This is a genomic window from uncultured Maribacter sp., from assembly GCF_963974015.1.
GTDB lineage: Bacteria > Bacteroidota > Bacteroidia > Flavobacteriales > Flavobacteriaceae > Maribacter.
This window is the reverse complement of record NZ_CAXBBZ010000002.1, coordinates 273,438-289,104: the sequence shown is the minus strand read 5'-3', so window position 1 is coordinate 289,104 and position 15,667 is coordinate 273,438. Positions and strand designations below refer to the sequence as shown.

Genomic DNA, 15,667 nt, shown 5'->3' with positions numbered 1-15,667 from the left:
AGAACGAACCCTTTATATTTGCAAAAACTTATTAAGAATATATGACACTAATAAAATCTATTTCGGGAATACGTGGAACAATTGGAGGAAAGCCAGGGGATAATCTAACCCCTATAGATGCTGTTAAGTTTGCGGCATCTTATGGTATTTGGCTAAAGGACTATTCTAAAAAGGATAAATTGAAAGTGGTCATAGGTCGTGATGCAAGATTATCTGGAGAAATGATTCAGAATCTTGTGGTTTCTACCTTAATAGGTTTGGGTATCGATGTTATTGATTTAGACCTTTCTACAACACCAACAGTGGAAATAGCTGTGCCTATGGAAAAAGCTGATGGTGGAATAATATTGACAGCAAGCCATAATCCAAAACAGTGGAATGCACTTAAATTATTAAATGAAAAGGGTGAATTTTTAGATGCGGCGCAAGGTGCGAAAATATTAGAAATTGCAGAAAAGGAAGATTTTGATTTTTCTGATGTTGATGATTTAGGCGAAATTACTAGGAACGATAGCTATATTGATATTCATATTGATGAAGTTTTAAACCTTTCTTTGGTTGATGCTGAAGTTGTAAAAAAAGCCAAATTCAAAGTTGTTGTAGATGGTGTAAACTCTACGGGTGGAATCGCTATTCCTAAACTTTTAAAAGAATTCGGCGTAGAAGTGGTGGAATTGTATTGTAAACCAACAGGGCATTTTCCTCATAACCCAGAACCTTTAAAGGAGCATTTGACCGATATCAGTGAACTGGTAGTAAAAGAGAAAGCTGATTTCGGAATCGTAGTTGATCCAGATGTAGACCGTTTAGCGTTTATAAGTAATGATGGTGAGATGTTCGGTGAGGAATACACTTTGGTGGCTTGTGCCGACTATGTACTTGGTAAAACAAAAGGTAATACAGTGTCTAATCTTTCTTCTTCACGTGCATTACGTGATATTACTCAAAAGCATGGTGGTACGTATGAAGCTGCCGCAGTTGGTGAAGTAAATGTGGTGGCTAAAATGAAAGCTAATAAAGCTATTATTGGTGGTGAGGGTAATGGAGGAATCATTTATCCAGAAAGTCATTATGGTCGTGATTCTTTGGTAGGTACTGCATTATTTTTAATGTTGATGGCAGAAAAAGGAGGTACGGTTGCAGAACTTAGAGCAAGTTACCCTAGCTACTTCATGAGTAAGAAGAAAATTGAATTGACACCAGGTTTAGATGTAGACGGTATTTTGAAATCAATGGCTGAAAAATATGCCAAAGAGGACTTGTCTACCATTGATGGTGTGAAAATAGATTTTGCTGAGAATTGGGTTCATCTTCGAAAGTCGAACACAGAACCAATCATTAGAATATATACCGAAGCTAAAAGCCAAACTGAGGCAGATGGTTTAGCGAATAGAATAATTGAAGAGATTAAGGAGATTGCAGGTATCTAAGTTAATTTATTCTCTAAATAGGTTGTTCTAACAATTTTAGAAGTTTTGTGCTCCCCTGTATGGTTCCATCCAGGGGGCATAAAAACATAGAATAATTTGTTTTTTAATCCAGGAGCTTGGGCAATATCCTTAGCCAGAGCAATTATTTCGCCGAAGTAAACATCGAAAAAATTTCCGCTATTTACTTTTCGTGTAATACCATATTCCGGTTTAATTTCTGTTTGTTCTTCTTGGTAGGTATGAAATACTCTATCCCATATATTTAATAAATTACAGAAATTAGTATCTAAATAAAGTGGATTCTTGGCGTGGTGTACTCTGTGGTGAGAGGGGGTAAGCATTATTTTATTCAAAAATCCAAACCGTGCATCCTTAATCATATTTTCTCCTACATGAATAAATGCACCATAAGTACCATCAATAAACATTATTAAAAAGAGCATTACAGGTTCTACTCCTAAAAGTAAGCATACTGTTGTCCTAATAATATCTGCATAAGGTGCTTCTAGAAAAAAGTGTGCATAAGTCACAGATAAATTCATGTCTTCGGGTGCATGATGTGTAGAATGCAAGCACCAAAACAATCGTACTTTGTGGCCTAGATAATGATAAATAAAATGACCTAACTCCCAAACTATATAACCGTAAATAAACCAATACCAGTTAGATTCTGTTTTAATTAGTGCATAAGGTTCTAGCCAGCCAATTAATAGTGTGACCATTGCAATGGCAATAAATCGACCAACAAATCTGTTGAAAACATAAATTAAGAAGTTTACCTTGTAAACCTTTGTTTGGGGCTTTTTATAGGCTAAACCAAGTATAAGTTCTAATAATACCAATAAAGGAATAATAGGATAAATTAAACTTTTGATTCCGTCATAGGTTCTAAAAGCACTATAATCTCCACTTTTAATTATCTCCCATGCCTGCGAAATACCTAAGAAACCAAAAACTTCATTATATATAGTATCTAAAATCTCCATGTCCTTTGTATTTGTATCATTAAATGTAGTAATGAATTCTAAAAATACAGAAATAGAGGCAATTTGGTGTGTAGAGCAACAAATTGAAGCTATCTTCAGGTTTTAGCGAAGGCAGCGGGTTTCTTATCCCTGTGTTTCCATCGTTTATGCGTCCATAAATAGTATTCAGGTTTTTCTCTGATTTGCTCTTCTGTCAATCGAAGAAACGTATTCGTTATTTCATGTTCTTCAGTTTCTTTACCATTTAGGGCTATAGGTATAAGCTCTGCTTTATAATGACCTCGTTTTACCTTACTAACCTTTAAAAATACTGTAGCTAGTCCTGTTTTACGAGCCAATGCTTCACCGCCATTAAAAATGGGAACTTTAATACCCATAAAGTTGGTCCAGTAGTGTGCTCTATGTGCTTGTGGTGATTGGTCGCTCACCATACCGTAGGTGGCCCGAACATTATTTCTGAAATTTTGAATGATTGTTTTTGCTGTCTGGCCTTGTGTAATTAAGGTAGTATTCCATCGAGCTCTTGTTTTTCTAATGAATTTATCAAAATAAGAATTGTTTACTTGTTGATAGACGGCGTATCCTTTAGAGTTTACATAATTGTTGATGCTTACATTCCATTCCCAATTGGCATAATGTGCACATAGTATTATAATACTTCTTTCTTTTTCAATTTCAAGTAAAACTTCAGGATTTACAACTCGATATTTTTTGGCTACGGCCTTTTTACTAAGGTTCATGGTTTTTACCATCTCTAAAAAGGTATCGCAAAGATGTTTGTAAAATTCTTTTTCAATTCGATTTATTTCTTCCTTCGGCTTATCTGGAAATACCAAATTCAAGTTGTTTTGAACAACTTTACGTCGATAGCCAAACACATGGTACACAAAGAAAAAAGCAATATCAGAAAAACCATAAAATAATCGATGTGGCAAAATGGAAATTACCCATAGAAATGGGTAGATCAAAACAAAGGCCAATAGTTGCATTCTCAAAAAATTATGGGCAAATATAGTTATATTTGACGCCAAATAAATGGTAGATAATGTACAACATTGATATAGCGACAATAGCAATAATTGTGGCAAACGTATTGGTTTCGCTTAAAGGTTTTAATGACACTTCTTTCTTTGAGCGTTATAAATTCAGTATTGGGGCTATAAAAGCAGGGCAGAAAGAGCGTATGGCGACTTCTGGGTTTTTACATGTAGATATTTCGCATTTACTGTTTAACATGCTTACCCTTTATTTTTTTGCTGGTGTAGTAATCAATTGGTTCGGTCCTGTTCAATTTTTTATAATCTATGCGGTAAGTCTTATAGCGGGTAGTCTATTGGCGCTAAGCTTTCATAAAGATGAACCCTATTATTCTGCTGTTGGAGCAAGTGGTGCGGTTACCGGTATTTTGTATGCAGCAATACTATTGCAACCAACTATGCAACTAGGTATTATGTTCATTCCTATTCCTGTGCCAGCTTATGTAGTTGGTATAGGGTATCTACTGTATTCTATCTACGGAATGAAAAGACGTTTGGGTAATATTGGTCATACGGCACATTTCGGTGGTGCGATAGGCGGCTACGCTTGTACATTATTGTTTATGCCAAGTTTGTTACAAACTGAAACTCTTATGGTTGGCTTGTTGGCTCTCCCAATTATCTTACTCTTCGCTCTTGAGAAGATGGGTAAGATTTAAGAGATTTTGTGTTTTTTTATTTCTTTTGATTGTTTGAACCAATATGGGCTGTATTTCATCGGGTTTTTCTAGGTATATACAACATTTGGGTACTACAAGGCGTTATTGAAAAAACCCGAATTACAAATGAATTCAACCCAATCTATTAGAAAAATATGGTCAATAGCCATATCAGCTACGTTTTTAGTGGCAAGCTGTAGTGATGAAACTACAATTTTTGAAAACCCTGAAGATAATTTAGTAAAGGAAACCAATCAGTTAAAGTTAGATAATAGTATAAGTTTCGAACGTGCTGGTGTTCTAGATATTTATGAGGATCCTATTTCAAGCGCAAAAAGGTACAATGCGACTGGTAAGGCTGAACAAGCTGGTGATTACCCTCTTACTTTGGTTGCGCAAATTGCACCTCCTTCTTTTGAAAATGGAGAAAATTTAACTGCTACGCATGTAGCCTTAAATGGTGATTATGGTTACGTATCGTATAATACAGTTGGCCAAGATTATGTAGGTGCTATCGATGTTATTGATATTGGCGACCCAAATAATCCAAGAGTTACATCTAGAGTGTATTTTACAAATGCAGACCTAAATTCGATAGCTTATGACGCTGGTTACGTTTATGCAGCTGGTGGTGTAGATTCTGAAAAATCTGTTACTGCTACCGCGAACTCAGTAGTGGTTAAAATAGCGGTAAGTGGAGGTAGACTTAATACTTCAGATATTACTTTCGGATTTCAAGAAGGTTTTAACGCTACAGATGTTAGTATTATGAACGATAATGTTATCGCCACGAGTGGTCAAGATGGTTTTGTTGTTATTTATGATAAGAATGACATGAGTATTTTGAATGAGGCTGCCTTTGCGGATTTACGTTCCGTAGCATATAATGGAAATGAAATAGCTGTCTTGGATGCAGCCCAAGGTGTTGGTTTTTTAGATCAAAGTCTTAATGTTACCAGAAGTATAGGTATTGAATCAGATTTTGGAATAGATGCTAAGCGTACCTTGGATTTTTCTAATGATAACATTGTTGTGGCAGAAGGTTCTAAAGGAGCTGGTATTTATAATGCAAACTCTGGTAGCTTTGTTGAGTATTTGCCTATTCTAACAAGCCCTGAAAATGCTGAGCAAGGTGATATTGTAACGAATGGTGTTGCAGTGAATGAAGGTGTTTTGTTAATGGCAAATGGAGCAGGTGGACTTAGCCTTAATGAGAACACAACAGATAATACTCAAGTTGTTGGTGTTATAGAACTTACGGGTTCTATTAATTATGTAGCATCTAAAGGAGATTATATTTTTGCAGCTTCAGGTAAATCTGGATTTCAAATCATTAAACTGAACAGGCCTACTCAGAGTTTGGTAAGTAGTTGTGAAAATTTGGCTTCGTTCAACGGAGATTCACGATACTCTGTACCAGCTGGTGAAGATCAAGCCTATTCAGGATCAAAACGTTTCAATTCATTAACTGTTGATGGTACTCTTTTATTATGTGGTTCATGGACTGTTAGAGATGATATTACTATCAATGATAATGGTGTTTTTGAAATGAACGGAACTATTGTTGTCGGTAGAACGAATAGATCACGCGATATAGTTGTGAAAGCTGGAGCTACGCTACGTATCGAAGGCAGTATGTCGATCTATGGCGATTTAATACTTGAAGATGGCGCTACTGTAGAATTCTTAGGAGATAGTACAATAGCCGTAGTTTGGGGCTCTGTTGCTAAAGCAGGTAGTGCAACCGTGACCGGAACGTTTAATGACTATTTTGATAAATTTTAATATATCAAGCTATAAAAGCAAAAGCCCCAAGGTGAAAACCTTGGGGCTTTTGCTTTTTAAAAGAAGGGTGTTAATTTAAAAGTTCAGCAACTTTTTCTTCAAGTGCCGCACCTCTTAAGTTTTTAGCGACTATTACTCCGTTTTCATCTAATAGGAATGCTGCGGGAATTGCATCTACATTGTATAGTTTTGCAATTTGATCGTCGAAATAAGCAATGTTGGATATGTGGTCCCATTCTAAATCATCTTCGTTAATCGCTTTTTTCCAAGCTTCTTCTGTTCTATCCAATGAAACACCTAAAACGTTTAAGCCTTTATTATGGTATTTTTTATAAACTGCAACAATATTAGGATTTTCAGCTCTACATGGTCTGCACCATCCTGCCCAAAAGTCTATTAGAGTTACCTTGCCCATTACATCTTTTAAAGCTATTACTTCACCCTCAGGATTTGGACCTGAAAAATTAGGTGCAACTGCACCGATACTTGAGTTCTTGCCGGCTTCTTCTGATTTTTTAAGTTTCTCAATACCTTCTAAAACCTTTTTGCCCGATGGGGAGTTTTTTATTTCCTCAGACATGGTATCGTATATGCCTTCGATTTCTGATAAAGAAACTGCTTTTGTTGCAATTGCTCTATCAAGAACTAGCGCAGATATTAATGCATTTGGGTTGGCTTTTACATAATCCAATTCAAAAGTCTTGTACTTTTCCTGTAATTCTTTCATTTCATCTTGCAAAGCCATTGCAGCTTCACCGGAGGCCCCTTGCATGTCTTGTTGTATAGATTGAGCTTGCAATGAAATTTCTCTTGATTGCTCCATATAATCTGCAAAAGCATCGTTTTGAAAAGTCCCGCTAATCTCAGCAAAGCCCATGCTATCTCTTTCAGCATTGAATTGAATATCTCCGTTTTCTAATATCACAGCAGTATAGCCTGGTAATTGTTCTACGAAAAGATAGTGCAGTTCTGGTATATCAGCTTTTCCGGTAAATTTAAAATCACCATTGGTAGTTATTGCCGTGTCTACCTCTATAGGTTGATTGTTTTCACCTATCTTTTTAAGGAATACTTTTGTTCCATCAGGTATTTCGCCTCTTAATTTTCCGTTTAAGGTGAAGCCTTCCGGATTGGTGTTGCAACTGAACATTAAAATTCCAGTTAGTAAAATTACAATGCTATTTTTCATACAATTCACTTAGTTTAAGTTGCAAATGTACTTATATATGAGATATAAAAAAAGACCCCTAACGCATTGGTCAGAGGTCTTTAAATTAGTTTTAAGCTAGTGATTAGAACTGGTAACGAATACCAAGACCTATATCAAAATCGAAATTATCAGAAAATCCGTCATAACCGACAACGCCTAATTCTGGTCTAAAATCCAACGATAGAATTAAAGGAATATCAAAATTATATTCAATTCCTATATCACCAGCGGCAAAAACAAATAAGCCGCCATCGTTATTGTTATCTGGGTTATTTGGAAAATCAACACTGCCTAAGCCACCGCCGACACCGTAATACCATTGAAACCCACCTTCGATAGTGCGTACCCATTGGTATAGGCCGGCAATTTTAAAAGCATTGAAATTTCTACTATCTCGCCAGCCTAGGTCAAATTCTAACCTATTACTCTGGCTTAGTGATTTTTGGTAACTGATTTCAGCGCCAAATCCGTCACTATCCCCTAAACGTAAACCTAATGCGTGATCGGCAATTTCCTGTGCCGATAGAGAGCAGGTAGCCATAAACAATAATACTGTAATACCTTTTAAAATCTTCATATAGTTCATAATTTTTGTGATGAAAAATGAGCTTTATTGTAATGTAGCTCCCACAATAAAACTTAATTTAGCTGTCAAAATTGTGCTACGTTGAAAAATAATTTACTCTCAAAGTTACAACAAGATTTAGAAGGGGATTTAAAGTATGATGATCTAACAAAAGGACTCTATGCAACAGATGCTTCGGTTTATCGAAAAATACCCGTTGGCGTTGCTTTTCCTAAAACAGTATCTGATGTAAAAAAAATTGTACTATTTGCTAAAGAGCATGAAATAGGATTGATACCAAGAACGGCCGGTACTTCATTGGCAGGGCAATGTGTTGGTGAAGGTTTGGTAGTGGATGTTTCTAAACACTTTACTGAAATTATAAGATTAGATGAAGTTAAGAAGCAAGTAACTGTTCAGCCAGGTGTTATTAGAGATGAACTGAATCTGTATTTAAAACCTTTTGGACTGTTTTTTGGACCTAATACATCAACTTCAAATAGATGTATGATTGGTGGTATGGTGGGTAACAATTCTTCTGGTACTACATCAATACAATATGGCGTAACAAGGGATAAGGTCATTTCCATAAAAACAATTTTGGCAGATGGTAGTGAAGCTGAATTCGGGCGTATTTCAGAAGAACAATTTTATCAAAAACAACAAAATAATACATTTGAATCATCACTTTATAATAGTATTTATAAAGAATTGATTAATAAAGATATAGCTAAAGAAATTATAGATAATTTTCCTAAGCCAGAAATACATAGAAGGAATACAGGTTATGCGGTTGATGAATTATTGAAAGCTGATGTATTTGGTGGGCAGCAACCGTATTTTAACATGGCAGAATTACTGTGTGGCAGTGAAGGAACTTTAGCATTTACCACAGAAATTACAATACAATTAGATGAATTACCGCCTGCATATTCGGCAATGGTGGTGACACATTATACCTCATTAGAAGATTGCTTAATGGATGTTGTCCCGGTAATGGAACATTGTCTACAATTATGTGAAATGATGGATAAGGTAATTCTAGATTGTACTAAAAATAATAGGGCGCAAATGGCTAATCGTTTTTTTGTAGAAGGCGACCCAGAAGCATTATTAATGCTTCAAATTAACGCTCATACCGAGGAGGAACTGGAAAAGGAGATCGCTTCACTGATTAAAACAGTTGAAGATTCTGGTTTAAGCTATGCGAATGCAACTTTGGTAGGTGATAACATTGCCAAAGCAATTGAACTTCGTAAAGCCGGATTGGGACTCTTGGGTAATATTGTAGGGGATATGAAAGCAGTTGCATGTATTGAGGATACGGCTGTGGCATTGACCGATTTAAGGGAATTTATTGCCGAGTTCACCTTAATAATGAAAGGGTATAACCAAAGGGCGGTGTATTATGCGCATGCTGGTGCTGGTGAACTGCATTTGAGGCCCATACTTAATTTAAAAAAGTCTTCTGATGTAGTTTTATTTAGGAACATTACCACTGATGTAGCTAAGCTTACAAAAAAATACAGGGGTTCTTTTAGTGGTGAGCATGGTGATGGTATTGTTCGGGCAGAATTTATTCCGTTAATGATCGGGGACAAAAACTATGAGCTTCTAAGAAGGATAAAATCTTATTTTGACCCACAGGGTATTTTTAATCCAGGAAAAATTGTAGATGCTTATCCGATGGATAAATCATTTCGATACGAAGTTGACCGTGTAGAGCCTGAAATTAAAACGTTATTAGATTTTTCTGATAGTGAAGGAATTTTAAAAGCAGCTGAAAAGTGCAATGGTAGTGGCGATTGTAGAAAAACACACCATATGAGCGGTGGTATGTGTCCAAGTTATCATGTCACAAAAAATGAAAAGGATACCACACGTGGTCGAGCGAATGCATTACGAGAATTTTTAACAAACCCAAAAATTGTCTCGAAAAACGAATTCGACAGTCCGGAAATAAAGGAGGCGTTTGATTTGTGTCTTAGTTGTAAAGCCTGTGCCAGCGAATGTCCTAGTAATGTAGATATATCAACCTTAAAAGCTGAATTTTTATATCAATACCAAGAAACGAACGGATACCCATTACGAGGTAAATTGTTTGCGTATAACACCAAACTAAATGGTTTTGGAAGTAAAGTTGCTGGTTTGACCAACGTTGTTTATGAGTCAAAATTATTGGGTGGCTTACTTAAAAAAGCAAGTGGAGTAGCTAAAGAAAGGAGCTTTCCAAAAGTTTATAGTTTTAATTTTAATAAGTACTTACAAAATATTGTTAGTCAACATGCTACGACTAAAAATAAAGTGGTCTTGTTTATTGATGAATTCACAAGGTACTTAGATGTAGAAGTTGGTAAAGATGCAATAGAATTACTAGTTCGTTTGGGATATGATGTGGAATTATATTTCGCTGAAAGTGGGCGAACCTTTCTTTCTAAGGGGTTTTTAAAACAAGCACAGAAGCTGGCTGTAAAAAACACAAAAGAATTAAAGAAATTTGCTGACTTGGGATTACCAATTTTAGGTTTAGAACCTTCAGCAATTCTTTCTTTTAGGGATGAATACAAACGTATGGCAGCCGATAAAGAGGTAGCTCAAAAAATTGCCGATCATTCATTTTTAATTGAAGAGTTTTTGGCAAAGGAAATTTCAGATGGACGATTGAAAGTTACCGATTTTACAGAAGACGCTAAAGATGTTAAAATTCATAATCACTGCCATCAAAAAGCATTAAGTAACCAAAAAGTAACTTTCGATGTATTGAATCTTCCTATAAATTATAAAGTGACCATAATTCCCTCTGGGTGCTGTGGTATGGCTGGTTCTTTTGGTTATGAAGAAGAACATTATAAAACGAGTATGAAGATAGGAGGGTTGAAATTATTTCCATCAGTTAATAAATCTGCACCAGAGACCATAATTGCCGCAAATGGTACAAGTTGTAGACATCAAATATTTGACGGTACTAAAAGAATTGCAAAACACCCAGTGAGTATATTGAAAGAAGCCTTGGTAAATTAATTTTTGTCTAGATATTTACGTTTTTTCTGTGCTTTACTTGCTTTATTCTGGGTAATTGTGCCTATAAGTTCATTAATATCCATTGATTTAAGTTCCTCATCCATATAAAATGAAGCTAGCTTATCATTTTCGTAATGATATAACTTCCAACGTTTAAATGAATATTCTAAAGCCGTCATATGTTTTACCCAATCACCAGAGTTTAAATAAAGGCATTCGCCTTTTCTGGTTTCAATAACTTTTTTATTTGGGTAATGGCTGTGTCCGCATACGACATGGTCGTAATGCTGTTCAATGGCCATTTTGGCAACATTATGTTCAAATCGAGCAATCTGAACCGGGTCACGTTCTCCATGCTCTAATTCAGGATTTTCATAAGGTTTGTTTTTCTTTCCGAATAAACGAAGCGTTTTTGTCTTCAGTTTAGAAAGTCTGAGCAACACATCGAATCCGACACCACCAAAATTTAGAAACCAATGTGAGTGTCGAAAGGAGAAATCAAAAATATCACCATGAAAAAATAAGGTGTTCTTTCCGTTTAATTTTAAGGTAAGGCTATTGGAAACTTTAATCGACCCCATGTAAATGCCATCAATCGTGCAAAAAGGTTCATCACGACTACTCGTAATAAAATGAATTATGGTACCTTTTGAAGCTATGGCAAATATTTTCTTGATTACTTTTAAGTGAGATGTAGGAAAGTAATTATTATGCATCTTCTTTGCATCAAATATGTCACCATTTAGAATTAAAATTTTGGGGTCGATACTAGATAAATAGGTAATAAGTTCTTCTGCATGACATGCAGAAGAGCCTAAGTGAACATCTGAAAGTACAGCTATTTCAAGACGACGTTTTTTCAAAGAAGTAATTTTGAGGACAAAATTAAACCTATTGGTATGTTGACCTGTTATAATATAGGTCAACAATCCTTAATGATAAGGTTAAATTATCATTATCACAATTATTGAAGGTTACCCTAATATTAAGCACTTTTAAAATTTTTCTTTCATGCATTTAACATTTACCTTTGAAGCTTGCGATGAAGTAAGTATTGCAAGCAGTATCAACTAATTTAGAAAGTACATATTATGGCCGGAAATACCTTTGGAACCATATTTAGGGTAAGCACTTTTGGGGAATCTCATGGAAAAGCAATAGGAGGGGTTATTGATGGGTGTCCATCAGGAATTGAACTTGACCTAGAAGCTATTCAACGTGATTTAGATCGTCGAAAGCCTGGTCAATCTGCAATAGTTACACAACGGAAAGAGCCTGACGAAGTAGAATTTTTCTCTGGAGTCTTTGAAGGTAAAACAACGGGTACCCCCATTGGTTTTGCTATACATAATACCAATCAAAAATCTAAAGATTATGGTCATATTAAAGATTCTTATAGACCATCTCATGCCGATTATGTATATGATAAGAAATATGGCTTTAGAGATTATCGTGGTGGAGGTAGAAGCTCGGCCAGGGAAACAGCAAGTAGGGTAGTAGCCGGTGCTATTGCAAAGCAGTTTTTAAAAGGAATAGAAATACAAGCTTTTGTGTCTCAAGTTGGAGATATGAAGTTAGATAAAGACTATAAAGATTTAGATTTAAGCTTAACAGAATCAAATGCGGTAAGGTGTCCTGACCCAGAAATGGCGATGAAGATGGAGGAGTATATTAAGTCTATCAAAAAAGAAGGGGATACAATAGGAGGTATTATCACGTGTGTCGCCAAAAATGTACCGATTGGTTTAGGGGAGCCTGTATTTGACAAGCTTCATGCAGAATTAGGTAAAGCAATGCTATCCATTAACGCGGTTAAGGGTTTTGAATATGGCAGTGGTTTTGAGGGAGTGAAAATGAAGGGTAGCGATCATAATGACCAATTTAATAGTAATGGTTCTACAAAAACAAATTACAGCGGAGGTATACAAGGTGGAATAAGTAATGGCATGGATATCTATTTCAATGTCGCGTTCAAACCAGTAGCCACCGTAATACAAGGCTATGAAACTATAGATAAAGAGGGTAATAAAGTTCAGGCTCAAGGAAAAGGAAGGCATGATCCTTGTGTTGTACCTAGAGCAGTTCCAATCGTTGAAGCAATGACCGCAATTGTTTTGGCAGATTATTCCTTACTTAATAGAACCATTAAAATATAGGGTTCCTTCCTAGTACTTTTCCTATCAAAATACTATCTTACTTCCCTAAACTATATATTATATGAGGAAGCTTGAGTTGCATTGGCAAATTCTAATTGGTATGTTGGCAGGTGTTCTATTTGCTTTTGCAATGGTTCAACTAGAATGGGGGCCGAAATTTATTTCGGATTGGATAAAGCCTTTTGGGAATATTTTCATTAATTCATTGAAACTTATTGCCGTTCCTTTGATATTGGCTTCTTTAATTAAGGGAGTATCTGATTTAAAAGATATTTCTAAACTTTCTCAAATGGGTGGCCGTACCATAAGTATATATATTGCCACGACGGTAGTTGCGGTTACCATAGGCTTAGGCGTCGTAAACATTGTAAAACCAGGTTCATCAATTACAGAGGCAACACGAACCGAATTAGTAGAAAATTACAAAGGCGATGCAGAGGCTATAAAATCAAAAGCAGAAAAACAGAAAGAAGCAGGTCCATTACAGGCATTGGAAGATTTAGTGCCCAGTAATATCTTTCAAGCAGCTTCGGATAATGGGAATATGTTACAGGTTATTTTCTTCGCCATATTCTTTGGTATTGGTTTAATACTTATCCCTGAAGAACAAGCTTCACCAGTTAAGAAATTCTTTGATGGTTTTAATGAAGTTATTCTTAAACTCATTGACCTTATAATGTTGGCCGCACCCTTCGGTGTTTTTGCCTTATTAGCTGCATTGGTTGTGGAATCTCCAAGTTTAGATTTATTCAAGGCATTGGCATGGTATGCTTTCTGTGTAGTTCTTGGATTGACTTTAATGTTAGGTGTGTATCTGCTATTGGTCTGGGTTTTTACAAAAACCTCACCAAGTACATTTATGAAGGGGATGTCTCCAGCTCAATTACTAGCTTTTTCAACAAGTTCAAGTGCCGCTACGCTACCTGTTACTATGGAGAGGGTAGAAGAGCATTTAGGGGTGGATGAAGAGGTGACAAGTTTTGTGCTACCTATTGGTGCAACTATAAATATGGATGGTACTAGTCTGTATCAAGCGATTGCAGCAGTTTTTATTGCCCAAGCTTTTGGTATGGACTTAAGTTTATCTGCTCAATTGGGGATAATAGTAACTGCAACCTTAGCTTCAATTGGAAGTGCGGCAGTACCAGGTGCAGGAATGGTTATGCTTGTTATTGTATTGGCACAAGCCGGAATACCTGAAGCAGGTTTGGCTTTAATCTTTGCGGTAGATAGACCTTTAGATATGTGTCGAACAGTAATAAACGTATCTGGTGACGCTGCTGTTTCAATGATGGTAGCAAAATCGGTGGGTAAATTAGGGAAACCCAAAGTAAAGAATTGGGATGATAATTATAATAAGTCAGCGTAGTATACGTAGTTCAAGCTTTTTTTAATTATAAATAAGTATTAAATCAAAATTAGAGCTTTAATTCTTATTAAATATTAATGAATGTTAAGTGTCGAATTTTCGATATGCTGCAGTTGAGAACATAAATATACCATAGCATACCATACCAAAGGCTACTATCCCTAATAGCCATTTACCAAATGGTTGTTCATGAATAAATGAAAAGGCTTCTGCTGTTCCTTTTACATTATTTGATGACGCACCATTTATAGTAAGCCCTGCAGTTAAGAAAAAGTATGAAATAATTGTAGTAACCAGGCCTCTTGAAATTAAACCTGCATATCCTATTCTTTTAATGTACTTTCTTTTCGCCATAGCTGGTATGGACTTAATATCGAACTTATGAAGAAAGTCGCCTTTATAGACCTTTATGAATTGATAAATTCCTTTACCCAACAGTGCGGCACCTATAACTATAAATATTAGCGTACCGGCGTTACCTGTTGGTAAGGGATTAGTTGAGCTACCACTTGACTTAAATAGTGAAATTAAGTTTAAAGCATCGGTAATAGACATTAATCCTATAAGGCCATAAATACAACCACTAATAAAAAATCCGATTCTTTTTAAAAAACCTTTTGTGTCATTACTAATCTTTTCTGGATTATTTAAGCTCTCAAAGATTCTCCAAATCGAATAACAGATAAGTCCAATTCCTAAAATAAAAATCAAAACATTGCCAAAAGGTTTATTTTCCAAATAGTCAATAATCTCTAATTTTCCCGCTTTTTTTCCACCCATATTAAAGGCACTGAACAAGGCTAATAAACCGGTTAAGGCATATACAATACCTTTAGAAATAAATCCCCAAACAGCAAGCTTCTTTAATTTTAGACCCATATTATTCAACCATAAGGTGTTATTAGTTGATAATATATACCAATAATTTTATGCTAAGCGGTGCAATGATGCTTAGGAATAAAAATTTCATGTATTGTGATAAAATAAATTAACAATTGCACAAAACTTCGAATGTTAAATAAATTTATTTTTTAATTCTTCGGTTGGAATCATGCAAGAGTCTTTTTTTCCATACCATTTATAGCGATTTTTCGCTACAAAATCGTATACGATATTTCTAAAAGTCTCAGGTAGCCATAGCAAAATGGAGGATAGTGTTCGTAAGCCATTCAAATTTTTACCTATTTCTAGAGCAGCGGTAGATTTCGTGTAATAAGCTACATTGGGCTCTATCAAAATTATAGAATCAATATCTTCTGTGTCAATATTTCTTTCAGTAAGTAGCTTTTTACCTGTGTCACTCTGTAAGGGAGTAAATCTAAATAAATCTTTTTTGTCTTTTTTAATGACAAATTGAACAGTAGCGTTGCACAGATTACAAACGCCATCAAAAAGGATTATTTTCTTGTAGTTTTCCACGGATTAAAGATACAATAGGTCCATATTAAA

The 15,667-nt window shown here is 35.5% G+C and carries 13 protein-coding genes; 6 read left to right on the top strand and 7 right to left on the bottom strand.

Going from position 1 to position 15,667, the window contains the following annotated elements:
* The first annotated feature begins 41 nt into the window (after positions 1-41).
* A complete protein-coding gene (glmM, locus tag AACZ41_RS05730) occupies positions 42-1,430 on the top strand; it encodes a phosphoglucosamine mutase (RefSeq protein ID WP_339627398.1) in 1,389 nt (462 codons plus the stop codon).
* Here glmM and AACZ41_RS05725 read toward each other — a convergent pair.
* Both AACZ41_RS05725 and AACZ41_RS05720 read right to left on the bottom strand, forming a co-directional pair.
* Positions 1,427-2,416 (bottom strand): sterol desaturase family protein, encoded by a 990-nt coding sequence (locus tag AACZ41_RS05725; RefSeq protein ID WP_339627397.1) that lies wholly within the window; start codon positions 2,414-2,416, stop codon positions 1,427-1,429. The genes glmM and AACZ41_RS05725 overlap by 4 nt on opposite strands.
* 95 nt (positions 2,417-2,511) lie before the next feature.
* Positions 2,512-3,447: a lysophospholipid acyltransferase family protein gene (locus tag AACZ41_RS05720; protein ID WP_339627396.1), complete on the bottom strand. Its 936-nt coding sequence runs from the start codon at positions 3,445-3,447 to the stop codon at positions 2,512-2,514.
* Positions 3,448-3,461: 14 nt separating this feature from the next.
* On the opposite strand from AACZ41_RS05720, the gene AACZ41_RS05715 reads away from it, so the two are divergent.
* Together AACZ41_RS05715 and AACZ41_RS05710 are read left to right on the top strand one after the other, a co-directional pair.
* On the top strand, positions 3,462-4,112 hold the full coding sequence (locus AACZ41_RS05715; protein WP_339627395.1) for a rhomboid family intramembrane serine protease: 651 nt from the start codon (positions 3,462-3,464) through the stop codon (positions 4,110-4,112).
* Between the two features lie 126 nt (positions 4,113-4,238).
* Positions 4,239-5,897: a hypothetical protein gene (locus AACZ41_RS05710; protein ID WP_339627394.1), complete on the top strand. Its 1,659-nt coding sequence runs from the start codon at positions 4,239-4,241 to the stop codon at positions 5,895-5,897.
* Positions 5,898-5,967: 70 nt separating this feature from the next.
* On the opposite strand, the gene AACZ41_RS05705 is transcribed toward AACZ41_RS05710, so the two are convergent.
* Together AACZ41_RS05705 and AACZ41_RS05700 are read right to left on the bottom strand one after the other, a co-directional pair.
* Complete coding sequence (locus tag AACZ41_RS05705; protein ID WP_339627393.1) at positions 5,968-7,086, bottom strand: TlpA disulfide reductase family protein; 1,119 nt, start codon at positions 7,084-7,086, stop codon at positions 5,968-5,970.
* Positions 7,087-7,189: 103 nt separating this feature from the next.
* Positions 7,190-7,684: a hypothetical protein gene (locus AACZ41_RS05700; protein ID WP_339627392.1), complete on the bottom strand. Its 495-nt coding sequence runs from the start codon at positions 7,682-7,684 to the stop codon at positions 7,190-7,192.
* 90 nt (positions 7,685-7,774) lie between these two features.
* Between AACZ41_RS05700 and AACZ41_RS05695 the strand changes: the two genes are divergently transcribed.
* Positions 7,775-10,693, top strand: a complete 2,919-nt coding sequence (locus tag AACZ41_RS05695) for an FAD-linked oxidase C-terminal domain-containing protein (RefSeq protein WP_339627390.1) — start codon at positions 7,775-7,777, stop codon at positions 10,691-10,693.
* Here the strand turns inward: AACZ41_RS05695 and AACZ41_RS05690 are convergent.
* Positions 10,690-11,556 carry a UDP-2,3-diacylglucosamine diphosphatase gene (locus AACZ41_RS05690; protein WP_339627389.1) on the bottom strand — a complete coding sequence of 289 codons (867 nt, stop codon included), beginning with the start codon at positions 11,554-11,556 and terminating at the stop codon, positions 10,690-10,692. The genes AACZ41_RS05695 and AACZ41_RS05690 overlap by 4 nt on opposite strands.
* A 228-nt stretch (positions 11,557-11,784) precedes the next feature.
* On the opposite strand from AACZ41_RS05690, the gene aroC reads away from it, so the two are divergent.
* Positions 11,785-12,849, top strand: coding sequence for a chorismate synthase (aroC, locus tag AACZ41_RS05685; protein WP_339627388.1), 1,065 nt, complete (start codon positions 11,785-11,787; stop codon positions 12,847-12,849).
* A 61-nt stretch (positions 12,850-12,910) separates the two neighbouring features.
* The gene (locus AACZ41_RS05680; protein ID WP_339627386.1) at positions 12,911-14,218 is read left to right on the top strand and encodes a dicarboxylate/amino acid:cation symporter; all 1,308 of its coding nucleotides are present in this window, start codon (positions 12,911-12,913) and stop codon (positions 14,216-14,218) included.
* An 84-nt stretch (positions 14,219-14,302) separates the two neighbouring features.
* Here AACZ41_RS05680 and AACZ41_RS05675 read toward each other — a convergent pair whose 3' ends face one another.
* On the bottom strand, positions 14,303-15,097 hold the full coding sequence (locus AACZ41_RS05675; RefSeq protein ID WP_339627385.1) for a DUF1206 domain-containing protein: 795 nt from the start codon (positions 15,095-15,097) through the stop codon (positions 14,303-14,305).
* 135 nt (positions 15,098-15,232) lie between these two features.
* Positions 15,233-15,637: a DUF393 domain-containing protein gene (locus AACZ41_RS05670; RefSeq protein ID WP_339627384.1), complete on the bottom strand. Its 405-nt coding sequence runs from the start codon at positions 15,635-15,637 to the stop codon at positions 15,233-15,235.
* Positions 15,638-15,667 lie beyond the last annotated feature (30 nt).